Raw genomic sequence first — 23,725 nt, 5'->3', positions numbered from 1 at the left:
TACTAGCAAGATTGTAAAAGTTGTTTCTTGACAGTCTTTTAGAGAAAACTCTTGTATTTCTTAATGACAAAAACTTGAACGATCATCGCAAAAGCTTAGGCGGCGATTGTCACCTCGGTAGTGTCTACTCCTTTAGTGCCATCTACTTTGGCGGCTACATCTTCGAGAGCATTTAGGATGTCCTGGCTTGACACAGAACCCTTGAGGACAATAGTATTACCATCTTGACAGATTTGTAGAGTTTCAATTTCATCGATATGTGGTGCTTGCTCGAAAGCCTCAGCCACACGCTTAGCTAAGCCTAGTTGATCGTATTCACCCTCAAGTCCCATATATTCAGGAGGTGGAGGAGGTTGATGCTCTCCAGCCTTCTCGCGTCGAGCTTGATCGTATTTACCAGTCAGCCCAGGACTCATACTCGTCTCCGATTGCCCAGCGTCCCTTGTTTTTAGTAGGCTGCTTGTTTCTTGTTCACAAACTCTTTTTAGCCAACTCATGAGTCTTACCTAGTTACCGTAGTTTATATCTTTCTACTCGCTTGGCTGTTGATTTTTTGGTTTCCAAACCGTAAATTCTTACAGAAATAGGGCAATGAATTAAGCTTCATTTGTGATTAGCGAGTATTTCTTTCAAGATAACTGTCATTACTGTTGATAACTTCTACTAAAAGAAAGGGTTTTATATTAACCTTTGATTCCCACGGATCTAAAACATATGCAGAACGCGATCAATACAGCAAAAAGCAGTACCAAGGCAATAATAAGCCAAATAGATGAAAATTTTCATACAAATACATCAATTCAAGGTTGTCTGACCATTTTCAATGAAAAAGCATAAACTTGTTAGCGATATTTCTCCCTCAACTTGCTTAAGGTTTCCGCAGCAGTACGGCGAATCATTTCATCCGCATAGTAGTTGTTGGGAATCGTCGTCGCCCTTTCCAAGGCATCTAGAACGGTTGGAGTCGGGTTATTTAATTGATTTAGGGCATCAATGACATTTAACGGGACACAGTATTCGGTACTGCAAATATGAGTTGCGATCGCATTTACCATTTCATCGTCTCCAAAGCCCAACGCACCACTCGCTGTTAGTACCTCATTCAGCACCCGAAAATCTAATGGTGCTTCAACATAGCGCAAAAAAGCATTGCGGGTGTCACAGCTACGATCGCCCCAAGAACTGAGAATTTGAGGACACAAAGAACAAATCGAAGGTTCTGGATCGTGAAAGAGTGCATATCGAATAACTTCTGCATTCTCATCTGTCCAAGGTTCATCCCACAAATCCAACAGAAAAATATAGCGATCGCTCGGATCGATGGGTAAAGCGTTTACGTTCATCTACAAGCCAAAAATGCGAAGCAATTTTCTATAATTTAGGACATCAGCTCGATGGAGTTGAGCAGTTTAATTCGCCCTCCTTCCCATCCAGTAACCAGTTGATACTGATTGCCATGTATTTCCATTCGTAAGGTTTCAGGTTGTTCCAGTTGGGCAGTTCTGAAGACGGCTAAAGCGCGATCGCGAAGCGACTCCTTTGGAGTATCGCGAAGCGACTCCTTTGGAGTATCGCGTAGCGACTCCTTTGGAGTATCGCGAAACTCAGCATAATCCATACCGTCTGGGTAAAGCGGATCGAAGACCATCCAGTCCAAACTTAAATCAAATTCCTGAATTGGCATATCCCCTACCATCCAAAGAAATTCAGCCTCATCAACGCATCGTCTCAGATGAGGATAAGTGCCCATTAGTTGGGAATAGACGCTTTCAGGTATTTCGCAATTGAGCAATCCGACAGCAGCAAGTTCCTGAAGCAATTTTGTGCGACAGGGTTCTACTAAGCTGGGTTGATATAGGTGCCCTTGATTGGCAAAAAACTGCATGTAATCCGCAGCAATTGTTTCTAATTTTCGGAGAACGCTAGGGACGAACCCAGTTACCTCAGCCCAGCCAAACCGTAAATCCCACTCATCTTCAGAAAAAAGCTTTACACATAAAGGAAAGTTGAACTCTCCTGCTTTAATCTGTTGAGTAACTTGAATGATTTTGTTAATGCTACTTTGCGGGATATAGTGACCGCAACCATCCCAACCTGCAAAGTTTGGATTTACATACCAGAAAGGTTCAGTTGCTGGATATCCTGTTCGTTGCTGATATCGCTCGATTTCTTGCTGGAATTCTGAACCCTTGATCGCTACATCATATTCCAAAATTGACCTAAGCTGGAAATAAATGACTCCATTACCGAATTCTTGCCCACTGACAAACGCCTGATGCAATTGATTATGGATGCTCTCAACTCGCGTTAAACCGGACTCAAAGACAAAATCCTCACCTGGTTCTGCCAAGGGTAATAAAAATTCGATGATGTTTTGGTAATATCCTTCAGATATAAAGCGCAACTTATTATCTTTTGCCAAGACGACGAGGGGGTAATCATCAATTAACAATCGCTGATAGATTGTCCAGTCCGGGTATTCCATCAGTTCTATACTTCCGATAACGATTCACCTGCGGCTGCTGAGTGCTAGCCTTTGGCAACCCCTGCGGGGAACGCACACGCTACGCGAACGTCTTTTTCTAAAGGGGTAATTGCTTGTTGACACTGCCACTTTTTCTCCACTTCTCCTCCTCGAAATCTCTCCCTTCCTCGCTCACCATCAAACATGACTGTTACATCAACACTCACAAACTCAATTCGCCTTGCTGGCGAGTAATCCCGCAAGTATATTTCGTCGCTAATGCGGTATAGCAAATCATCGAACCAGGCTTCATCCTGAAAGACGGAGCGATTTACCATACCAGAAACGACCCACAAGCGATCAACCTCTCGAAACCAAAGAAATCCCAAGTCCGGAAATGGCGCAAATGCATCGGATACAGATCCCTTTGGCTGAGTGAGGGGATCGGTTAATCGACAGACCCAATCAGAATCTGCACCATAGCAGGCTATTTCAATTTCAGAATTATCATCCAAAAATTCTACCGCAATTTTTCTCATCATCCATTTCACCGTCTCAATTTTAGTAAAAAATAATATTGTTCTAGGCAATATTTGAGATATTCAGCACCGGGCAATGAAGGATCGGTGCTGAGGTCTTCCAGTTCCTCTAGCAACCCCAGCGCACCCCAATCTACCAAAATATCCCAATTCATCGGCAAACTGTCGCAAGATGCCCTGGTCACTAACTCCAAGTAGGTTGGTGCATATTGATTTTGAGGCGTTGTTTCACGCATAAATGGATTGCGAAGGACATTTAGTGGAACTGCTGTCATCAGCTTAATCTGCTTGTTATCCCAATCGGTAATCAGACGGTATTGTTGTCCTTGTAACTCAGCAAGTAATGTCCGAGGCTGATTTAGTTTTGCGGCTCTGAGTATTTCCAGACAGCAATAGCGAATTTCATCATCAATCAACCCAAACAAACTAAACATCATCCAATCCAAGCTCACATCGCTTTCCTGGATTGAAATCTCCGGATTGGTATACCACAAGCATTCAGCAGCATGAACACATTGACTCAGATGAGGATAATTTTGAGAAATCCGCTCAAAAATCAGTTGATCGATCTCACAATTGAGTAAATGAAGGGCATCTAATCCTTTTAACAATTCATCACGCGACCAAATCACCACCATTGGTTGATAGTCTCTTGCTTGATATGTAAAGTAATGAATGTAATCCTTAGCGATATTTTCCAGTTTCTGTAACGCGCATTGCCGATCAATTGTCCAGTCAGGGTATTCTATTTCTTCCATTATTCTGTTACTACTCCCCTATGAACTGGCTCAAATCATACGCCTCATATTTCAAACTTCAATTTAACTACAAGTTCACTTCTAATATTTACGAGAATATACTGAGTTCAATTCAGAATCAACAAAGTCACTATATTTTTTATACTGGATTGCATATTACTTATAGAGTGAACCGTTCACAGGGCTAGCTATGAAAAAACGCTCAGTTTGGCAGTCAGGGATTGCCCGCTACATCATTTGCGTTAGCTTAGGACTGTGGTTAATACGATTATTGCACTTTGTTTGGTTAGATTGGCTGACATGGTTTTTCTTACCATTGCTCTGGATCTCAGGTGTGATCGCAGCATTAATTGGATTAATTTGGGCGATTTACTTTTGGGTGCGTGCCATCCAGAAAGGCTCATTTCTAAATCAACGGTGGCGACGTTCTTTTCCACTGTTACTACAGTTATTAGGATTGGTAATTGGGATTATCGTCCCGTTTGAACAGTTTTGGCTAACGGCGAATTTTTATCAAAATTTGGCAAGTCGGCAACAAGTAATTGCGTTGGTGCAGTCAAATCAAATTCGTGGAGGTATGAACAATCTTGCTGCTTTACCGCCAGCTTACCATCACACTTCAATAAGCAAAGAAATTCAAACACAACGGGGACAGAATGGATTATACATTTTGTTCTTTACAGCTAGGGTCTTTGGGGGGGCACAGGGATTTGTGTATAGTGAACAGGCTAAACTTCCCGATCAAAATTTATTTTTAGGATATCGATTAAGGGTAGAACGTGCAATCAATTCCTATTGGTATTATGTCACGATTGGAGATTAAGCTCATACAATTTAAATGCCAGGGATAGTGGTTGAAGGCTACTGAGGATTGTTAATTATGGAAAATGATGAAATTTAAGATTGCGATATTTGCGAGTGTCATTTTATTTGCAACTCAGCTTGGTGTGGAACCGAGCAAAGCTATCCCTGCGTCAGATGCCAAGCCACAGACTCCTCTACCTTATCCAACCGTGATATTAGGATTTGCTGGGGTTTTGCAACCGGACTGTGTTCGACAGGTTGAAGCGGGTGAATATCGCTGTGCAAAGCGTTGGGTAGAAGTAACCCATTTGCTCAAATCATTGGTTTATCAAGATGTTGAGTCGCAACTTATTCCACCCCTTCAACATCAACTGGCGATCGCGGATAAATCCTGGCATCAGTTTCAAACACAACACTGCCAACAGTTAACTCAACGCTTACGCAACACGCCAGACTTTCCATTTGCAACATCTGTCTGTTTGGCGCGATTAAATAACGATCGCATTCTAGAATTGCACAGAGGTGGTGAGATTATAACCTTCCAATCTCGCGATCCTCGATTTGAATCCTTACTCGATCGACTCAAATTGAGAAATTCATCGGTGCAACGCCACTGGGAGCAATATCAAACTCAGTATTGCCAGATCGAAAAAGCTCTATTCTCCCTGAACACCCTGAGATTGGCTCAATGTCATCAGCGTCTCAGAGAGGCTCGAATTCGTCAACTTGAAGAACTTTTGGCAGCACCTGCTAGTGGTTTAGCTCTCTTCAAGGGTTCTGTACGACCTGGAATTCCAGAGCTAAATTGTGTGGATAAGACGCAGTTGGGGTTAAATCGATGCGCGGTCTATTGGTCGAAAACAACTCAGCTTTTGCAATCAAGCATTTATGGCGATTGGGCAGAAAGACTATCGAAGCAGTATCAGCCAACATTTGCGATCGCACAGAAGCACTGGCAAGACTATCGTGAAGCACATTGTACTGAGTTGGTTGAGCCTTTTAAAGAAAGTTCTATGGCACCGATGCTCTATCATCGCTGTTTAGCTCGGCTAAATAACGATCGCATTGCGGATCTAAAGGGGATAGCTGTATACGATCCAGAAGACGAGCCGCAGCAAGCCCCAGTTACATCTGGGCAAGATACCACTCAAGCTCTTTGGGAACGTTATCAAACTCAGTACTGCAAGTTTGAGTCACTGTTTTTTGGTAGTCAAACCAGAAGCAAGCAATGCCTAAATCGTTTAAATCTGGGACGTTTACGCCATATCAAAGCAATGATGAATACTCGATAAAGAGGCAAATAATACTAGTTTATTACTTCCTAGAAATTTTTCGATATCAAATAGCGTTGCTCCCTCTTGCAATTCAAGTCAATCTATTAATAAACTTCCTTTTAATTGAGATTGAGGATAATTATTATTTTCTTTCAATCTAATTGCAGTTTCATCAGAATTCCAAATTACTTGGAAATCATCCTCTGTCTTGCATCTTCTCTGGGAATTATTGGAAATTGAGCCGATTTCTTTTTCCAATAGCCAATAATGTCTAAAAACAGCATGATGACAGTCCATATAACATGTCTCGCTAATTGCGATAGATTTTTTCCCACTAGGAGAAACAAAGTCAGTTCTACATCCTGTTCCAAAAATAAAAATTACTATAAACAATTGAACAATAAATAAAGTTAAGGGCATTATCCCCAAGAATTGAGGTATAGACAATATGAATTTTAACCACCGAGACAAATTTGATTTAAAAATTAGAATCAATGCTGTAATAGAAATAATTAAGACTAAAATCGTCAAGAAAAAACTACTAAATAAGCCTCCTCTGAGTGAATATTTAGAATTTGCCGATAACCAAATCAAGCATATCAAGGATATAAAACCGAATATAGATAGTATGTATATGTAGAAAGTGGGACGATTTATGGGAGAAATATTGATATTCTTTTGAGTATTCATATAGAAAATTTTCGTGAAAATATATAAACAATCCAGAAAACCAAGTTGGAGATATTAGCTATCATCAAATATAATTCTGATAATAGTCACAGTTTTTTGGTAGTCAAACCAGAAGAAAGCAATGCCTAAATCGTTTAAATCTGGGACGTTTACGCCATATCAAAGCAATCATGAATACTCGTTAACAATTCAAAATACCCTGCGGGAAGCTAAAGCTAAAAAATTCAAAACTTGTACTAAAGCTCAATAATTATTCACGCATTAAAGACAGTTGGAGTCGGGGATTTAAACCCCAAATCAACTGATACTATGTGTAGACGTAGGAATCTTAAACCCTTGAATTTACGATAAAGAGGAAAATAATAGTAGTTTATGACTTCAAACGATTGGCAGTGAGGAAAACGATCGCAATCCCCAGCGTATAAGCAACCAAATCTCGCCAGTCGAAAGTAGATCCAATTGTTAAATGAGCTAGCTGGGAGTTTCGCCAGCCTAAAATATCGATGAGATTAAGAAACTGAAGCAACTCAATCAAGTAGGCAAAGATGAGAGTTCCAATAGCAACCTTCCGTAGTGGAACTGCAATAAAAGCATGAACAAAGTAAGCAATCACCATGACAATTAAAACGTCGCCCAGTAACGGTCTAATCCAATCATCTCGGAAGAAGAGTGCAATTATCACAACTATCGCAAATAAAATCGCAAACAGGGTGAAAGAGGTAGGATTAAATCTCAACCACTTGAGATTACAGAATTGTTTAGGCACGATTGATTTCCTGGGTTTGATTCGCCAGGATTGTAACATTGTTCTTTAAAATTGGACTAAATTGATGAATCCAATTAGTAAGCGATTTGATTTGCAGTCTATTGCGATCGTAATTAGTGACAGTTGCGATTCCCTTTGATAAAAGCAGTTTTAGGGATTGCATTACATTTAACTCCTGGAGAACCAAATCCACTATATTGATCGAAACTTCCTTGAACCTGCAAATCTGGGGGAAGTTTGGCAATGCTAGTTTTGTACAAAAAAAGGTTTCCTTCAACTACCATTGCATTGGGCAGTTCTTCAATGTACGTACCGCTAATAGTTAGGTTGCCTTTGACGGTTAGTTGATTGGGAAGTCTTTTGAGATTGCCTTCTAGGGTAACGTTACGATTGATGATACAGCGTTCTCCTTCCTCGAGCGCGCCAAATTTCTTCAGGCTTCCACAAGGTGCGGGGGGAGTCGGTTGCAGCAGATAAATTCCAACCACCACCAAAGGAAATATGAAAAGCAGCAATCGCCATCTTAGTTTTGGGAACATTTGAGCTAATAAATTCTAATTTAGGTTAACTTAATATCTTGCAAATTTACGTATACATACAGGAAAATCAAACATCTGGGCGATATAGCTACAGTATTTTTGTTTGCTTTTAACACTGAATTAATACTCTTAGCGTTATACTGAGTATTTAATCTTACAATTTTTACTTGGAAGATGTGAGGAGTATGCCACTAGAAAATCCAAGTCCTTTAGAGATCGCACTCACCCTTTGGAATATTGGCATTGTTTCCGAGCAGAACCTCATTGCTTGGGCTGATGCTCAGATTCTGGCGATTGAAAAACCTGCTGATGATTTACTGGAAATTGCCACTAAAGGTGCTAAAGTGTGCATCAAACAAGGATTAATTGAAACGCTTCCAATTGCCCTTGGCTACTCAGAGGAATTTTTTATTCGAGCTTATTTGTTGGATATCGAATGCGATAGCGCAACAAAATCCTTCATTGCTTGGGTTGCTCACAACTGCTGTGGGAGTACAGAAACCCCCGAAGCTGTACTAGGGTATCATCTAGAACACTTATATTGTGATTGTGAGGATGTTGATGCGGCGATCGCAATGCTACGGGTTGAACTTCCAAAAATCATGCCTCGTTGTGAATCCTTTGCTACTATGTTTTTGGAGCAAGTCTCTGGGTTAGAGCTATGCATTTAACCGCCCATCAAACTGCAATGATTGAAGTTGCTAGGGAGATTCGTTTGGCGTTGGATCGCTTGAAATACCTCGATCCAGATGGAATGTGTTTGGCAATAGACTTAAATCCACCGCTTGGCTCAATGGCGATTCTAAAAGCATTGGAAATTCAGCTACCATTCGCCTATGCTGCTTTTTTGCTAGAGGTGGGAAATGGAGGGTGTTGGGATTGTGCCGAGCGCGACTGCTGGATGACAATTGATGAAATCATGCAACATAATTCTATCCAGTTATGGCACCAGTCACCGCCTGATTTCGTTAGTCAATTTCTGTCAACAGGAAAACAATCTGATGCAGTCGAGTTACCCTATCTCCTGAAGATTAACGCGCTCCCTGGACTATTACGAATTGGGTTGTATCCTCCAGAACAAGAGACTTACGGGTTATTTTTGACACAAGAAGGACATGAAGTGAAAATTCAAATCTGCTTACAACCGTTGTTGACCTATGTTGTGATGGAACGCTATACGCCGAAGCAATGGTTACAAATGCATCTCAATTTTTTAAATAATGAGATTTATGAAATTGAAAAATCGATCTCAATCTTGAATTCTCAGCAAAGTCCATATCTTCTTTTCCAAGGATATTTAATGGGTTTGTCCGAGGCTAGGTTGAAGCAGTTTATTGAAAATTGTCCCGCAATTGTTTTAGAAAGAAAACGAGAGTTGCTGGATGAGAGATAAGCATGGAAAAACCTTTGTTCTAATTGATGGGTATACACTAGCGATCGCACAAAGCGATTCAGGTGTGTTATTCTCTGGTTGCCACAGTCGCAAAGCCATAACCCGATATGACAATTCGCTTCTGATTCAGTTTTTGGCACATCATGCCCATCATGATACTTTTTGGCAGTGCTTTCAGGCGCGTGAAATGTATGAAAATGAGGATAATCGCTTCTTTGTCAGGGATTGTCAACAGTTGATTCGCGATCGCAGTTGGAAACTACCGCAAGGTTATCAAAATTGGGCGATTTGGGAACTGATCGATCAGCTGTTTCAAATTCATGGCGAGTCTTACAATGAACCGATTTGTTTATGGCATCCAGGGAGTTACTATCCAATGTACGGTATTCCCTATGGAACTGCATTGAAGGTGATGCAGGTTGCGTGGAATTGGAGCAATCTGCAAGAAATCGAGGGAATTGAACTGCTCAATGAAACCCAGTGGAATTTACGCTTTGCGTCTGCTGCGAGTCCTACTCACTCTTTACTAATCCCGCAGATTTTGTCTGAGATTGAGGAAGTTGCGAGTATATATCTACTATTTTTTGCAGAACAAGCCCGCCTATATACGCCCAATCAGGTTGCAGCAATTCGATATGAACTGCTGCATCAGATGGCGATACTCCTACCCTGCGGGAAGCTAACGCAACGGAGTCACTTCGTGAACGCGAACCTACTCAACCGTGAAATCTCGCCAGAAATTCTTGCTCGTCTAGTTGCTTATCCAAATCTGCAACGCTGCGTCATTCAAGCTGAAAAGCTATGGCGTTATTTAGATGGTGCTTCTGTGAGCCAAGAAAAAAATAGTTTGTGTTTAGATTGGATGTTTTTTGATCCACCACTACCTCAACCTGACTTTCATCAGCTTTGCTTACAGCATTTTCAAAAAGCAAAATTGCAATACCCCTATACGATTCCCTTTGAAGCCAATGGGAAGCAATATCGACTGGTGACGGGAAATGTGTATCCTAATGCGATCGGCTTGTTGACGGTTTTAGAAATTACAATGCCGATAAATGCGAATACCTTATTTACCAACGTGAATGAGCCGACCTACCTAGAGTTAGTTATCTGGGCTTCGCAGACATCCTGCTTACCTCCCGTTGAAGATTGGGAAATGTCTGTTGATTGGAGAGGAAGAGAAGATGAGTTGGTAACTTTAGGAACAGATCCTTCCTTGCCTAAAGCTGAATTTTTCTTGAACTGTTTAGCATCTCACCTTGCAAGGCTCTGGCAAAATGGCGATCGCGCAGCGTTGAAAAAAGGATTGCTCCCTTTGCAAAGTTATTTCCCAAAGGAAACCTACTTTCTCTACTGTCGAGGTCAGATGCTACTATCCGGGGAACTGCGATTTCACTATAGGGAATGGTTTGATGGGGGATTCCTCCGGCTTTTTCGGGCAGAACAAGCGAAGTAATAATCATACCAAATGGTAAGAGGTGAGTGCATGTGGGAAGTCAGATATCTGAATGCAGAGTTACTCGATCTCAAACTTTGGGGCGAAGGCTGTCGCCTGTATCAGATTCGCCAAATGGGTGATGATGAGATTTGCTTGATTCAAACGCGCGATACTCCGCAGGAGTCGCTGAGTCGCAGAAGCGACACGCTACGCGTAGCTTGCTTCCACGGAGTGGTACGCGAACGCTGGCAAGTTGTTTATGCCGAGCGTGGTAAGGTTCAACATCTGCTGTTTGAATTTACGGATGAGGCTGAAGCTTGTGAGTTTATGTATCGGGAGATTAAGAGAATCAAGCATCCCCATCTTGTGGGGCTATTTCAGACTGATGCTGAGGCAGAGCAATTGTGTCAGGCATTGACTCAGTTACAAATTCAGTTCTCTCACGACGCGAAAGGAAGGGTGAGAGTGTACGATCAAGACATTTTTACAGTGGAGCGTCATTTCGGTTGCCAATTACCCCTGCGAAAATGGTTGACCATTCCCGAACGAATTCACGTTACCCTCGCTCGATTGCGAAAATTCGATCCATACAATCGCTATGCCCAAATCACGACTAATCCGCCAATTGGTTCTGAAGCAAAGTTGAGCGCGTTAGAAGCACAACATGGAATTCGACTACCTGACGTTTACAGAACGTTTTTGCTAGAAGTTTGCAATGGTGGTAATTGGGAACGGCTAGGACATTACTGGTCGGCTGAGGAAGTTATGGCAAACAATTCTGTGGAACTATGGAATCAGCCTTTACCTGAGTTTCTCGCAAAGTTGAAAGCAGCAAAGTCGAAGGATTGGCTCACAAATCCAGGAAATCGGCAATATTCAGGGTTGTTACGAATTGTCGATTGGGATAATCCTGTGCGGGATTTGTTTCTCACCCAGGAAGGATACGAGGTTGAAATTCAGGGGGATTGGATTCGTTTTTGTGAGTTTTCTCCAGAACAATGGCTCAAGGATTTTCTAGATGATATTCAATATGGGTTATCTCCAATTGAAGGATTACTGGCTTTTCTTCGCTCTGGGGAATTAATTCGAGATTATCCATACTTTCATTCGGTGAATTTTGCCAGACTCCTTGCAGAAACTATTGGACTCAATATCGATCCTGAACTCACAAATGAGCAAGTGAAGATGAGCGATGAAATAGATTATAAAATCAACCAATGGCGAATTGAGAATATGGGTAAGATGCGGTACAACTTTGACTTTAATGCAGAGCAAGCCGAACTGCGAACGCAACGAATTTTAGAAAGGCTGGAATATGTATATCATATATTGTATCCCTAAATGACCCATCATCTGGAGAAAAATTCTTACTTTACCTAATCATCTGCCAAATATTCTTTCACAGATGCAATAATAAAATATCAATTTTCAACTTTCCATCAATTATCCAAAATCATATTCATAAAATTTAGCATCTGTTGTTTGAAATACCTGGATTATACGTTCTATCCTCTCCCTCATAAAAGCTAAATCTTCTTGTTCTAAAGTATAAGAATGTAAACAAATTAATTCTTCTAAAATTTTAGGAACATCTTCTGCTAAGACGACATTTAAAGACCCATCATGAAAATGGCTAATAAATTGTAAACCAAGAGACTTACAAGCAGGCAACCAAAATTGGGAAAATATTTCGCTAGTTGCAACAGGAATCACCTCATAATTCCCGGTATTAATTTGGAGAATTCCCATCTCTATTGTCATCTCATTATCTCATAATATTTCAGACTCAAATTTGTCGAAAATTATATAATTACTGGGTTGGTTGCCAAATATATTTACCAGTGCGATCGATATATCCAGATGCTTCTCCAACTTGCACTTCTGCTAACCCATTAGAGAAGGAATAAGCACTATCAAACTGGGGTTTAATGACTAATTTTCCAGTGCGATCGATATATCCCCATTTACCTCCAATTTGTACATCTGCTAATCCCTCGGAGAAATAACCAATCTTATCAAACTGTGGTGCGATCGCTAATTTCCCTGTACGGTCAATATAACCCGATTTTCCGCCAACTATTACTTGTGCTAAACCATTCTCAAAAAGCCAAGTCATATCAAACTGGGGTTTAATGACTAATTTACCAGTGCGGTCAATATATCCCCATTTACCTCCAATTTGAACTGCTGCTAAATCTTCATGAAATGACCAAGCTGCATCAAATTGAGGTTTAATGACTAATTGACCTTTTGGATTAATAAATCCCCATTTTTTACCAACTTGTACTACTGCTAACCCCTTAGAAAATGACCAAGCAGTATCAAACTGAGGTTGAATTACTAATTTACCTCTGTTATCAACAAATCCCCATTTTTTACCAATTTGAACTGCTGCTAAATTCTCAAAGAATGACCAAGCACTATCAAATTGAGGTTTGATGGCTAATTTACCCTTATTATCAACGAATCCCCATTTTTTACCGATAGCAACCAAAGCAAAACCATTGACAAAATATTCAAGATTATCAAACTGTGGTTTAACCACAAACTTACCATTACTGTCTATGATTCCCCACTTTTTACCAACTTCGACTTTAGCAAACCCATTCAAGAAGCGATCGCCATCATCAAACTGTGGCTTGATGACCAATTTACCTGTGTGGTCAATATATCCCCATTTCTCACCTACTTGGACTTGAGCTAATCCCTCATAAAACGACGAAGCATAATCAAACTGGGGTTTAACTACTAATTTCCCAGTGCGATCGATATATCCATATTTCCCGTTGATTTTTACATCCCATAACTGGGGTAATGAATTCTCTTTTGCAGACTTAACTGTGATAGAAGATATTGATTGATGAGTATCACTAGATATAGATGGAGTTGAAAACAATGTTATCCCAGTTATTGCTACTAGCAAAATCAAGGGATGGTGAATATGAGATTTCATATTTGTGACTTCATAAGTAGTAATGTCACTTATCCATAGCTCAAAACTAGCTTAATTGTCATCCCTAAAAATCATCGGATACACGAAACCAATACCAATCACCGTACAAGTAAAATACTTGGTACTTAGCAGCACCAAATGGACTTCCTTCACTATTCGGTTGATAAGCAAAACCATAGGATATGGTATCAGGACTTAGACCATCACCACCCGAAAAAACACGAAAATATGCACCACCACGGGAGTCGATCGCGTATTCATCAACTTCATATAAACCAAGTTTGCGGTTTAATGTGATTTTTCCTTTTGCAGAAATAGGAAGTTGTACCCGAACTTGTTCAAACGCCGATTGCGATATAATAAACGCTAAACGACGGGGAATGTAGAACTTGAGCAGGACATAACAAACTAAAACTATACCTGCAATGATAGCAACTTCTCTCCAGGGTACAAAAGTGTGCCTTCTAAGTCTAATACTTTTCAAATCCCGTCTTCCTAAAGTTCTCAATCCCCAGAAGAGAATTGCCAATACTGCAAATATTGGTACACAAACAATTGACACCAGCATGACTGGAAAAAAGAAACTATTTAATGCACCAGGGTAAATACTAATAATTAGAATAGCGACACCAATCAATAAGGTTATACATATTGCTATTTTGCCAAGAATTTTTATCTGAAGATTATCCATAGTTAATTGAAAATTTTCATTCTAGCAAGCGTTGCATTATTGCGATAATTTTCCTGAGTTGTGATGCGATTACTTTGGTTTGGGTTCCCAGTTAAAATCATGAGGACAATCGCATTCTTGCGCTTGGTTGCAGTTAATTACCATCATGCTAAAGCAAAAATTTAGGAGAGTCCCGTTGTCAAATTTTACTTGTAAATTGCCTGGACTACGAAAACCAGCACCACCATAACCAATAATTTGATACTTAGAACTTAAGTTTGATACATTAAAAAAATATGGTTTAGGGCTGAAGCTAGAATCACCCTTTAAATCATTTAAACAAAAGGCTTTTGTGATATACCTTTGTGCGATAATTTCTACTTCTTTTGCAGATGGATCACCAATTGCACTGATAAAGTTATCGGATATTTTGGTGATTTTATGAGCTTGAGTACAGTCAACTATATAGGTTATGGGAAAAGCGATACGTAATAAATGATATGTCAAACCTAGTGATAGAATTGTAATAATTGAGATTTGAATAAGTTTTTTCATTGATTACAAGGGATAATGCTGTTCTAACTTTGTGTTGCTGATAGAGAAAGTTTGTTCACGAAGTGCTACAGATGATGGTAAGCAAGCTGAATTGTGTATATCGTTCCAAAGAAGACTCTAACAACATCTGGGGTGTATCGGCAACATCTCAACGTACCAATTTATAACGCTTTTTATCAACAGTTAAAGTAATTGCCTCTTGCTTACTCGGATCGTAAATTAAAGTTTTGCAGTTCATTTTGGAAGAAATTCGCCAGTTTTTAAGTTAATTTTAATCGCAGATGCTGTTGAATTTCGGTTTGCTTCCAAGGGAATCGTTACCCACTCACCAACGCGATCGGGTGAACCAAAAAGACAATCACAATTAAACTTTGTAATTACAAAAGGAGTAAAACCAAGTCTAAATTTTAATTCCCCGTGGTATGTGTCACAGCCTGTAGAAGTATCTGGTGGAGAACATGTATAATTGTATAAATATACGGTTGTAGGATAGTCTTTAGATGCCACAGTTTCAATGTTTGGAGCATCAAATGCAGACGATATCAAAACGATAAATGAGACAAACAAAAATAGCACACTCGATAATAATAAATATAGAAAAATAAAAGTTCGCTTTTTTGTCAATGGTAAATCTTGAGGCTTCTTAAACAATAAAAAACCAAAAATGAAACTTAGTAGCCATATAATTATATACAATAGAAATTTAGCATCTTCCAAAGTTGGAATGGTTGGTAAAAATAGAATTCCAACACCAAGAAATGGGGTAGTCAGAAAAAGCAGAAGTTTGAAATTTCGATGATACATTGTCTTGCATTTACTGAAAGAAATTATTAGCATAACAGCCACCGCCCTCGCGGCCACTTTCAGGTATGGTTAGGTGCTAACTGCCATGTTTTTTCGACTGACTCACCATGAAAACTAAGCCAGAAGCAACAATTTGATAAGGAATGAGCAAAACTGCCCCAGTAATAGCTTTCAAAGTCCACCCAATGCCCATTATCGATCGATAAAGTTTTATTGCTTCGTCTCTGAATTCTGGAGCAATCTTTCTGAGTCGGTCTTCGTCTGACCAGCCATTAAAATCAAAACCCAGATAATCAAGCCGCATCTCGGCATATAAATCTGGTAAATATGCCAACAAAGTAACTAGAAGTACGCACGTCATCAAAGATAGAAAACTGCTTAATAGCAAACTATTCACATAACCCTTCCGCCTTAACAGAAAGGGCATTGCAAATGGCGTTATTACCATCATTACCAAAATAGAAAAATAAACTGCCGAAGATATATACTGCATTTTTACCTAACTATTTATTCCACAGGCGAAAATCACATCATTAATTCTACTTACTGAACTGATTATTAATTTTGATAAGCAGGCAGTTGACAGTTGCTAAAAGCCATTATTATTAGGATTTTCAGTATTTTAATGATGGTATGCTTCTTTACGTCAAACTATATTAGTAAACTTCGTCGATCGCAGTTTGCTTGTGTACCCGATCGCTCTCTTCCAGGTCTTACCCAAGCTATATCTCGATCAGAATCCAACGTCATTTGTGTATCTCGCTCTACATCACTGTGAAATCCACCACGGGTTGAAAATCCTGGATTGTTGCGAGGACTGGTAAACATATGATAAACAATTACTGCCTCTGTCCGTCCCCAAAGATATTGTTGCGCTAGGGTGTCCGCACCGGGAGCATCTCCAACAACAAAACATTCGTTTTGAGCGATCGCGCGATCAATCAAAGGACGGTAATGCATCTCAAATTCTGCTTGAGTTATATCAAGGTGTCCACTGATAAAATTAACAACCTTTTTACTTATCATCTGCTGGCTTTCCATATCTTCACAACTTTTGCCCGTATGCTACTCTTGTAGTATACATACTACACTAAATTTATTCGATTGAACTGGAGTTATGCGAACAATTGTAGTTGGCGATATTCATGGTTGCTATGCAGAATTGCTTCAACTATTAGCCAAAGTAGAAATTACAGAAGAAGATTGTTTAGTCTCCTTGGGGGATATTGTCGTTCGCGTAGCGTCGGCTTCAGCCGAATCGGGGGGCTGATTCAGTCAATGTGTATGACTTTCTCAAAAATCGTCCTAATACCATCGTATTGATGGGTAATCACGAACGCAAACATCTCAGGCAAACTCTTTCCTACTCCCAGGAAATTGTCAAATTACAATTTGGCGACAGCTATGACGAATTTTTAGAATGGATTAGTCATCTACCCTATTATCATGAAACCGAATCGGCAATTTTCGTTCATGCTGCGGTAGAAAATGATATACCCATCGAGGAACAAAGGGAAGAGGTTTTATGTGGTTGCACTGCGGGTGAAAAACACCTGGGAAAACGCTACGGAGATACTTCTTGGAGTCAGTTATATACTGGTGTAAAGCCAGTAATTTTTGGTCATCGCGTTGTTGGAGATAATCCCCTCATAATTCCCCAAAAAACCTACGGTATTGATACTGGAGCCTGTCATGGTGGGACATTGACAGCCCTAATTTTACCTAGTTTTGAAATTGTTCAAGTACAAGCAGCTAAAGACTATTGGCAAGAAGAGATAGTTAAATGGCAATTGCCAGTGATGAAGGCTAAACCCTGGGGTAGTTATAAGTGGGAAAAAATTCAGGCGATTTGTGATGAGTTTAGAAATTCGGCAAATTCAGAATTATCGGCTTTTATTGCCCAAAAGGAACAGTGGATGTACGATTTACTTGCCCTTGCTCCCAAAATAATCTTGAAAGTGGAGGAAAGACTGGCGGAATTGATTTCTGTTTATGGTAACGATGGGTTCAAAAAACCAGCTCGTTGTTTTACCTATGCCACCCTACTATATCAAGCTAATGCTAGCAATCTGACAAGCAAATTTCTCCAACAAGCCCTGCCGACACCAGATAAGTGGTTGCAAATCATGAAGGAATTGGAAGTTTAGCCTGGTAACAGGTGTACTTATCCCCAAAGTCCAATTATTAATCCCAATAGAATTGTACCCACTGGACTGATTATTGATTTTGATGATTAAATTTTTACCAAAAGCGATTCTCGTTCCGAGAGGCTGAGTCGCAAGCGACACGCTATGCGTTTACGCAGTATAGCGAAGCTAACGCCAACACGTAACATCTCCAAAAGGGAAATTGCTTAATACAATCCCACCAATACAAAATAACCACTCCCATAGTTTTATATGGATAATGTTTAAGTCGCTCGCCTATCAAAATTGGCTATTTTCAGATGCTAGTAGACAAAGCCGTAGTTTCAGTAGTGCAGGGGGGAAAACGGTAATGTGGAGATACATTTTCTTAGCTCTTAAACATCTCCTGTCTACTGGTTTATCAATCGTCGCTGTCTTTGTATCAGGATTGGCTTGTGCAGCAACTCGTGAAGCTTTACGGGGCAAGAACTATTCTGATGTGGGAGTGCCAATGTATGAAAATGACGGCATAGCAACTCTTGTCGGTCTTTTAGTATTCTTAATAATTCTGTTCGGGTTTTTATACGTTCTTCAACGTACACTTAGTCAGAATTTACAATGGCTTCCATATTTAGTAGCTATTATTACCTGTATTTTTGCTAGTCCATTTCTTTTAATTGCGGTTTTTTGGTAATAAATCAAATTGTTAATGAATCAGGAGCAAGGAGTGCAAAGAGGGCTAACACTTTGCTGAAGCGGATGGAACGAAATACTATAACTTTAAAGAATTAAAGTGAGCATAGTAAAAAACTTCAAACCTTAGTATCTACAATTATGTGCGACTTTGATAAAGGTTTCATTTTATGCATTTGCAAGGACAAAGAAAAACCCATTGTGCATAACAAAAATTCGAGGCGATACAAACAGGAGCAAGCAACGACTCCCAAGGTGTATCGATGGTATTTATCTACATTTAAAAGATATAAAAGCGACGACGAGCCACTGATGGAAGGGCTATACGAGCTTCCTGCGGCGGATATAGGCAAGGGACTAACAGACGATTGGGTTTTGCTCAATCTCAATGACAGAAATTGCTTTGATGTTGACTATACACCCCAAGAGGGCGATAACCTTGTCATCCAAGATGCTCATAAGGAATGGATTTATCTATCTTTTATTTTCCAAAATGGAGGCTGGGCAAGAGGACATTACAATCCATTTGATATTATCCAAACTTTGAGTATGAACGGAGAAGTAAAACAAATAGGTTCCTATTGACATCGACGCACATATAGCAATCCTAAATAATTCATGAGAAAACACCACATTCATGCAGCTTAGGGAAGTCAAAAATTTGGCAGTTAAGCGACAACTCAAATAAAACCTTGACAACAGAGAAGGAATGATAGAAAAAATAAAACTCTTAAATCAGTCTTTTTCCTGATAACCAAATATCTTCTACATGGTTCTGTTGAAGTGCATTTGGAGCAAATCTTTCTAGTTGATTTATTAAGTAAATATTAACTTATAGTGGTAGTTATAGTTTAACTCAAGGCTAGCAGATAAAAATGTATAAATATACTTGGACTATTCTCTGTTTAATGATGATAAATTATATGGTTGACTTGGATATTCAAAAAGTACAAGCATTTAGTCTTATTGTTAGACAAAATAAATTAACCAGTCAAAGTTCAAAATCTCAACTTGTGACAAGTCCACTATTTCGTATTGTCAAAAATGGCAATTATGGTTTTATTGACAAAACTGGGAAGATAGTTATCGAGCCGCAGTTTGATTTAGCTTGGAGCTTTATCGACGAGCGAGCGCAGATTAAAATTAATGATAAATATGGGTATATCGAACCAACTGGGAAACTGATTATACCTCCACAATTTCGTTTAGCTTTTGCGTTCTCTAATAGACTTGCCTTAGTTGTAGTTAAAGATAAATATGGCTACATTAATACCAATGGGAAATTAGTAATTCCACCTCAATTTGAGGAAGCTTTAGCTTTTAAGAATGGGTTAGCAGCAGTGAAGATAGATGAGAAGTGGGGTTATATAGACTTGAGCGGTAAGTTAGTCATTCAGCCGCAGTATGAACAAGCGCTACATTTTAACGAAGGATTAGCAGCAGTAAAAATTAATAATAAATGGGGCTATATAAATTCTCTAGGAAATATAGTTATACAACCCAAGTTTGAAGAAACTTTAAGATTTTCACAAGGATTAGCAGTAGTAAAAATTGGAGATAAATATGGTTACATTAATAAATCTGGTAAAATTGTTATTTTAGCAAAATTTGATGAAGCTTGGGAATTTACTGGAAATTTAGCAGTAGTAAAAAGCGGTAAAAAATGGGGTTATATTAATCCTCGTGGAGAGAGGATTATTGCTCCTAAATTTGATAGGGTAACCTCATTTGCTGAAGGATTAGCTGCTGTCAAACTTGATAATAAATATGGCTATATTGATACTCAAGGTAAAATATTAATTCAGCCACAATTTGATTTAGCTCTGAGTTTTACAAATGAACTGGCTTTAGTATATCTTGATGGCAAGGCTGGCTATATTAATAAAACCGGAGAGTTTATTTGGACTCCCAGCAATTAATCAAAGCATAAAACTTCTTTGTTTTATTACCTCACAACAAAGTATTTTTGTCAGTCAAGCAAGTGCAGAATCACCAGAATCACCAAACAAACCTTTGTAAGCTTCAGCAGCTTCATTGCCAAAACCACCAGCTTGGGTATGGCGAACCAAAGATTGAACGATTGGTACAGCAATACTCATACCAAATAAGGCATTGAAACCTGCAATCACCACTGGTGCTGACAATATAACTGTAAACTCTGGAAATAGAGCCAACACAGCTACCAACACCAGAAAAACAATTGGTGTAGCAATACCTGCTGCTTTTGCCGTTTCTAAAATTAAAGTTTTATATTCTTCAACAGTGATGTCGCCTCGGTAAAGATCCAAAGAATATGAAATCGCTGTCACTATTACCTGGGTGAGAATGGCGGTTCCTGTTGCAGTAATGCCAAGTCTAGCAATTGTAAGAGAATTGCTGACGATAGAATCTACTGCATTGTAAACCCGGATATAGAACTGCTCCCCAACAGTCATAACTTCCGCGCCGCGACGGAGATTATCAACACCTACTTCCCAAAGAATATTTTCAGCCCCATTTGAGCCACCCTGCGAGCGTGGAATGATATGACTACCATGTTTATCACTGAGAAATTGACGAATAGTTCTTTCATTAGCTCCTAGCTTGGATGTACCAGGAATTTTCTCAAAAAGCTTGATGACATCGGAGTCCGATCGCGGAGAGTCACCAACTCTTAAACCAGCACGATACCTCAACCTATTGGCAATCTTGGGCATTTCTGCTGCTAATTCTGTGGCTGTCGAAGGCAAGTTTTGCAGAGCATCAGCTATCACTAGACTAGAGGTAGTAGCCCCAATAGCAGCTGCTTCAAATGCCTTGGTAACATTTTGTACAGTTTGAAGACCTTGCTGTGCTGCTGTAGTTGATAATCCTTGCAAATCAGCGACTGCATTAATGCTTGAAGTGGTAATCTCTACAGTAGTATTCTTAATTCCATCAACCACTTCATCTAGACTGTTAGTTGCATTAGTTGCCACTTCCTGAACTTTCTCTCTAACCTGAGATGCTAACTTTTGTGCTTGGTTGATGAAATCCATATTGTAGTAAACTGTCGAAAATAGTAATAAGTGTTTAGTCCAGCTTGTATGTTGATCGTAAAAAACCACAAGAGTATTAATCACGAAATTTCTGCCAAGATTTTTCCATAAATTGTAAACAATTGATAAATTTTGGTTTTTACCAGCCAAAAATTAAAATATGAGTCGATTTTATCAGTTTCTGTAGCTATGTACCCATAGTTGTATCATTAGCCACAACAAGCATTTCCTTCAAGGTAGATAGGCGATCGCAACAAGTGGATAATATCTGGGTATTGAGATTGTTGATCTCATAGGGGCGCAAGTATAAGCGCCCTCACCTCTACCTGCGAAAATTAGACTAAAAATCAAGCGTCTCATAAGTGCGGACTGGGAATTAATTTTGCTAGATATGTGTATTTCTCAGCATTTGGAGGATATGCAATTTTTCAGCAGTCAAGACTGGTGCAAAATTGCATAAGGTCGATTTCCTCAGAAGTACTAAAAAATGAAGGCTCAAGTTTAAAAAGGCAGAAGGCAGAGGGCAGAGGGCAGAAGGTTTTATTCAGATCGGAGTCGGAGTAACACCCCTCCTGTTGGAAGTTTTAAACCCTTGTTCCTTAAGGTCGCCGGCAGAGGGGGCATGACAGGTACGCAGGGTTAGGAGTAACTGCCGTGGCAGGAAGCAGAATTCCCTTCTGCCTTCTGCCTCCTGCCCTCTGCCTTTCCCAATAACTGTTAAATCAGGTACTCAGTATGGAATCTCAAAAAATCGTTGGACTTGCGTTGAGGAGCATCGGCAATGTGACAATTAACAATGACCAATAAATACAAATACTTATGAGCGGGGCTTCAAGATATTGGCAATTGGTGAGGATTGATGCGGGAGGTAACCGGAGAATTCAACAGATACCTGCTGCAAAGTCGTTTTACGCACAAGTATTTGAGCATTTGACACCAGATGATGTACCAGATGCAGACATCCAGCGTCAATTGCTAGATTTATATCGCCATAGTTCTGGCGAGACTGCTTTGTTCGCAGAACGTTGTTTGCTGTGTTTTCTATCTTGGATTCTCGAGCAAGGATGTCTGCAATTAGAAAGAAAATTTGGTCAAAACCATAATTTTACGGCTAGGGATTTGTTCCCTTATGTTCTAGATGATGATGGTAAATTATCAAAATTAAGTTCCTATAAATGCTTCTCGCAAAAAATTCTTCAGAGTTTTGATTCGCAACAAAGTAGTCTGACTACTTGGGCGATGATGAAATTAAAGCAACAGCCTGAATTGAATAAATTTTTATTAGAATGCGGTGTTTATTTAATTAGTGATTGGGCGATTCTAAATGATACTCAACCTAAACAATTAGAGCGCATTTTCAAAGAATTTCATATTTTTAGGCAGAGTGGTTTTAGCAACGCAGCAATTAAAGAAGCGCAATCTATTTTAGAAAGTTATCATAATGTCTACCGTTTGCAAAGGCTGCAACAACGAAGAAAAGGTCTCAGGAGTAAATGTATTGCGCCTGATACTCAACAATTACAAGATATTGCCCAAGATATTCAAAAGCATACAGGTCAACTTTTTGAAATTGAGGTTTTGAGTCAGAAACTACAAAAGCTAGCTGCTCAATTGCGTGAGTATCGAATTTATGTTCGGGGTGGTTCTGTACAGATAAGTTCTCTAGACGCTGTGTATGGAAGCAAGTATAATTCTTTGATAGAAGAAATCCCGGCTCCTGAAACTAATAATATTGTAGAAGAAAACGACGAACAAGCAGAATTTTTGCAGTTTTATCGCCATGAATTTCAACTTGGCTTGCAACAGGCTTTAGCTCAAGTTACAGAATCACGAGTCAGATATTTAGAACGCAAAAAAGGCGATAAATCTAAGATGTTTTTAACTGCTTTGGAACTATCTCAATGTCAAAAATTGGCAATGAAAGAAATTGCTGAATTTCTGGGATTGAGAGCGCAAGATTCGGTAACCAAGTTATTAAAGTTAAAAGACTTGCGGACTGATGTCCAACAGGAAATGTTGGTAATTTTAAAGGACTCTCTCAAAGAAAAGGCTAAAGTATATGTTGATATCCAAGCTTTGAAAAACCTGGACGAGCGATTGACAAGCTTTCTGTTTAATGAAATTAGCCAAATGCTGGAAAATTCCGAGATTCAATCAAGAACAATGAAAGCTCACCTAAAAGCTGATATTTTCGCCGAACGGTTATGTGAATATCTCCATTCTAGAAAAACAAATTAAAACA

The 23,725-nt window shown here is 39.4% G+C and carries 29 protein-coding genes and 1 pseudogene; 13 read left to right on the top strand and 17 right to left on the bottom strand.

Annotated elements, in window-relative coordinates:
- Positions 1–95: 95 nt before the first annotated feature.
- The 5 genes from H6G08_RS29900 to H6G08_RS29880 all read right to left on the bottom strand — a co-directional run bounded on the left by H6G08_RS29900 (position 96) and on the right by H6G08_RS29880 (position 3,761).
- Positions 96–497 (bottom strand): BON domain-containing protein, encoded by a 402-nt coding sequence (locus H6G08_RS29900; protein WP_190549731.1) that lies wholly within the window; start codon positions 495–497, stop codon positions 96–98.
- A gap of 345 nt (positions 498–842) precedes the next feature.
- On the bottom strand, positions 843–1,343 hold the full coding sequence (locus H6G08_RS29895; RefSeq protein ID WP_190549729.1) for a hypothetical protein: 501 nt from the start codon (positions 1,341–1,343) through the stop codon (positions 843–845).
- 35 nt (positions 1,344–1,378) lie between these two features.
- Positions 1,379–2,485 (bottom strand): hypothetical protein, encoded by a 1,107-nt coding sequence (locus H6G08_RS29890; RefSeq protein ID WP_190549727.1) that lies wholly within the window; start codon positions 2,483–2,485, stop codon positions 1,379–1,381.
- Between the two features lie 44 nt (positions 2,486–2,529).
- Positions 2,530–3,006, bottom strand: a complete 477-nt coding sequence (locus H6G08_RS29885) for a hypothetical protein (protein WP_190549725.1) — start codon at positions 3,004–3,006, stop codon at positions 2,530–2,532.
- 5 nt (positions 3,007–3,011) lie between these two features.
- Positions 3,012–3,761, bottom strand: coding sequence for a hypothetical protein (locus tag H6G08_RS29880; protein ID WP_190549724.1), 750 nt, complete (start codon positions 3,759–3,761; stop codon positions 3,012–3,014).
- A 190-nt stretch (positions 3,762–3,951) separates the two neighbouring features.
- On the opposite strand from H6G08_RS29880, the gene H6G08_RS29875 reads away from it, so the two are divergent.
- Together H6G08_RS29875 and H6G08_RS29870 are read left to right on the top strand one after the other, a co-directional pair.
- Positions 3,952–4,584, top strand: coding sequence for a hypothetical protein (locus tag H6G08_RS29875; RefSeq protein ID WP_190549722.1), 633 nt, complete (start codon positions 3,952–3,954; stop codon positions 4,582–4,584).
- A 64-nt stretch (positions 4,585–4,648) separates the two neighbouring features.
- Positions 4,649–5,857: a lysozyme inhibitor LprI family protein gene (locus tag H6G08_RS29870; protein ID WP_242046331.1), complete on the top strand. Its 1,209-nt coding sequence runs from the start codon at positions 4,649–4,651 to the stop codon at positions 5,855–5,857.
- 78 nt (positions 5,858–5,935) lie between these two features.
- Here the strand turns inward: H6G08_RS29870 and H6G08_RS29865 are convergent, their stop codons facing one another.
- Positions 5,936–6,259 carry a hypothetical protein gene (locus tag H6G08_RS29865; protein WP_242046330.1) on the bottom strand — a complete coding sequence of 108 codons (324 nt, stop codon included), beginning with the start codon at positions 6,257–6,259 and terminating at the stop codon, positions 5,936–5,938.
- A 391-nt stretch (positions 6,260–6,650) separates the two neighbouring features.
- Here H6G08_RS29865 and H6G08_RS38380 point away from each other — a divergent pair, with 391 nt between their 5' ends.
- Entirely contained in the window at positions 6,651–6,779 is a 129-nt protein-coding gene (locus tag H6G08_RS38380) for a hypothetical protein (protein ID WP_277877867.1), read from the top strand.
- A gap of 120 nt (positions 6,780–6,899) precedes the next feature.
- Here the strand turns inward: H6G08_RS38380 and H6G08_RS29860 are convergent, their stop codons facing one another.
- Complete coding sequence (locus H6G08_RS29860; RefSeq protein ID WP_313943179.1) at positions 6,900–7,295, bottom strand: ribosomal maturation YjgA family protein; 396 nt, start codon at positions 7,293–7,295, stop codon at positions 6,900–6,902.
- Between the two features lie 113 nt (positions 7,296–7,408).
- Positions 7,409–7,834, bottom strand: a complete 426-nt coding sequence (locus H6G08_RS29855) for a hypothetical protein (RefSeq protein WP_096648329.1) — start codon at positions 7,832–7,834, stop codon at positions 7,409–7,411.
- Between the two features lie 185 nt (positions 7,835–8,019).
- Between H6G08_RS29855 and H6G08_RS29850 the strand changes: the two genes are divergently transcribed.
- From H6G08_RS29850 to H6G08_RS29835, 4 genes are read left to right on the top strand one after another with little or no spacing between them, the layout of a single operon-like run.
- Positions 8,020–8,505 carry a hypothetical protein gene (locus H6G08_RS29850; protein ID WP_190549720.1) on the top strand — a complete coding sequence of 162 codons (486 nt, stop codon included), beginning with the start codon at positions 8,020–8,022 and terminating at the stop codon, positions 8,503–8,505.
- A gap of 17 nt (positions 8,506–8,522) precedes the next feature.
- Positions 8,523–9,227, top strand: a complete 705-nt coding sequence (locus tag H6G08_RS29845; RefSeq protein ID WP_242046329.1) for a hypothetical protein — start codon at positions 8,523–8,525, stop codon at positions 9,225–9,227.
- Positions 9,217–10,683 (top strand): hypothetical protein, encoded by a 1,467-nt coding sequence (locus H6G08_RS29840; protein WP_190549717.1) that lies wholly within the window; start codon positions 9,217–9,219, stop codon positions 10,681–10,683. The genes H6G08_RS29845 and H6G08_RS29840 overlap by 11 nt, the downstream gene beginning before the upstream one ends.
- A gap of 30 nt (positions 10,684–10,713) precedes the next feature.
- The gene (locus H6G08_RS29835) at positions 10,714–12,006 is read left to right on the top strand and encodes an SMI1/KNR4 family protein (protein WP_190549715.1); all 1,293 of its coding nucleotides are present in this window, start codon (positions 10,714–10,716) and stop codon (positions 12,004–12,006) included.
- Positions 12,007–12,108: 102 nt separating this feature from the next.
- Here H6G08_RS29835 and H6G08_RS29830 read toward each other — a convergent pair whose 3' ends face one another.
- The 7 genes from H6G08_RS29830 to H6G08_RS29800 form a co-directional block, all read right to left on the bottom strand.
- Positions 12,109–12,426 carry a hypothetical protein gene (locus H6G08_RS29830; RefSeq protein WP_190549713.1) on the bottom strand — a complete coding sequence of 106 codons (318 nt, stop codon included), beginning with the start codon at positions 12,424–12,426 and terminating at the stop codon, positions 12,109–12,111.
- Positions 12,427–12,475: 49 nt separating this feature from the next.
- Positions 12,476–13,618 carry a WG repeat-containing protein gene (locus tag H6G08_RS29825; protein WP_190549711.1) on the bottom strand — a complete coding sequence of 381 codons (1,143 nt, stop codon included), beginning with the start codon at positions 13,616–13,618 and terminating at the stop codon, positions 12,476–12,478.
- A 64-nt stretch (positions 13,619–13,682) separates the two neighbouring features.
- Positions 13,683–14,309 (bottom strand): hypothetical protein, encoded by a 627-nt coding sequence (locus H6G08_RS29820; RefSeq protein ID WP_190549709.1) that lies wholly within the window; start codon positions 14,307–14,309, stop codon positions 13,683–13,685.
- A 69-nt stretch (positions 14,310–14,378) separates the two neighbouring features.
- Positions 14,379–14,843: a hypothetical protein gene (locus H6G08_RS29815; protein WP_190549707.1), complete on the bottom strand. Its 465-nt coding sequence runs from the start codon at positions 14,841–14,843 to the stop codon at positions 14,379–14,381.
- A gap of 234 nt (positions 14,844–15,077) precedes the next feature.
- Positions 15,078–15,647 (bottom strand): hypothetical protein, encoded by a 570-nt coding sequence (locus H6G08_RS29810; RefSeq protein WP_190549705.1) that lies wholly within the window; start codon positions 15,645–15,647, stop codon positions 15,078–15,080.
- Positions 15,648–15,723: 76 nt separating this feature from the next.
- Complete coding sequence (locus H6G08_RS29805) at positions 15,724–16,044, bottom strand: hypothetical protein (RefSeq protein ID WP_242046328.1); 321 nt, start codon at positions 16,042–16,044, stop codon at positions 15,724–15,726.
- Positions 16,045–16,298: 254 nt separating this feature from the next.
- Entirely contained in the window at positions 16,299–16,673 is a 375-nt protein-coding gene (locus H6G08_RS29800; protein WP_190549701.1) for a hypothetical protein, read from the bottom strand.
- Positions 16,674–16,764: 91 nt separating this feature from the next.
- On the opposite strand from H6G08_RS29800, the gene H6G08_RS37795 reads away from it, so the two are divergent.
- From H6G08_RS37795 to H6G08_RS29785, 4 genes are all read left to right on the top strand, one after another.
- The gene (locus H6G08_RS37795; RefSeq protein WP_242046327.1) at positions 16,765–16,917 is read left to right on the top strand and encodes a metallophosphoesterase; all 153 of its coding nucleotides are present in this window, start codon (positions 16,765–16,767) and stop codon (positions 16,915–16,917) included.
- A gap of 10 nt (positions 16,918–16,927) precedes the next feature.
- Entirely contained in the window at positions 16,928–17,794 is an 867-nt protein-coding gene (locus H6G08_RS29795) for a metallophosphoesterase family protein (RefSeq protein WP_242046326.1), read from the top strand.
- Positions 17,795–18,053: 259 nt separating this feature from the next.
- The gene (locus tag H6G08_RS29790) at positions 18,054–18,467 is read left to right on the top strand and encodes a hypothetical protein (RefSeq protein WP_190549699.1); all 414 of its coding nucleotides are present in this window, start codon (positions 18,054–18,056) and stop codon (positions 18,465–18,467) included.
- A gap of 140 nt (positions 18,468–18,607) precedes the next feature.
- Positions 18,608–19,051: a hypothetical protein gene (locus H6G08_RS29785; protein ID WP_096648539.1), complete on the top strand. Its 444-nt coding sequence runs from the start codon at positions 18,608–18,610 to the stop codon at positions 19,049–19,051.
- Positions 19,052–19,082: 31 nt separating this feature from the next.
- Here H6G08_RS29785 and H6G08_RS29780 read toward each other — a convergent pair.
- Positions 19,083–19,271 (bottom strand): annotated as a pseudogene (locus H6G08_RS29780) (IS630 family transposase); the annotation flags it as partial.
- Positions 19,272–19,389: 118 nt separating this feature from the next.
- Between H6G08_RS29780 and H6G08_RS29775 the strand changes: the two are divergent.
- Entirely contained in the window at positions 19,390–20,385 is a 996-nt protein-coding gene (locus H6G08_RS29775) for a WG repeat-containing protein (protein ID WP_242046325.1), read from the top strand.
- 54 nt (positions 20,386–20,439) lie between these two features.
- Here the strand turns inward: H6G08_RS29775 and H6G08_RS29770 are convergent, their stop codons facing one another.
- A complete protein-coding gene (locus H6G08_RS29770) occupies positions 20,440–21,567 on the bottom strand; it encodes an HNH endonuclease (protein WP_313943171.1) in 1,128 nt (375 codons plus the stop codon).
- Positions 21,568–22,302: 735 nt separating this feature from the next.
- Here H6G08_RS29770 and H6G08_RS29765 point away from each other — a divergent pair.
- The gene (locus H6G08_RS29765; protein WP_190549695.1) at positions 22,303–23,721 is read left to right on the top strand and encodes a hypothetical protein; all 1,419 of its coding nucleotides are present in this window, start codon (positions 22,303–22,305) and stop codon (positions 23,719–23,721) included.
- Positions 23,722–23,725: the final 4 nt, after the last annotated feature.

It is taken from the genome of Calothrix anomala FACHB-343, from assembly GCF_014696435.1.
Lineage (GTDB): Bacteria > Cyanobacteriota > Cyanobacteriia > Cyanobacteriales > Nostocaceae > Aulosira > Aulosira anomala_A.
Note: the sequence above shows the minus strand (reverse complement) of the source record. Positions and strands in the feature narration are given on the sequence as shown.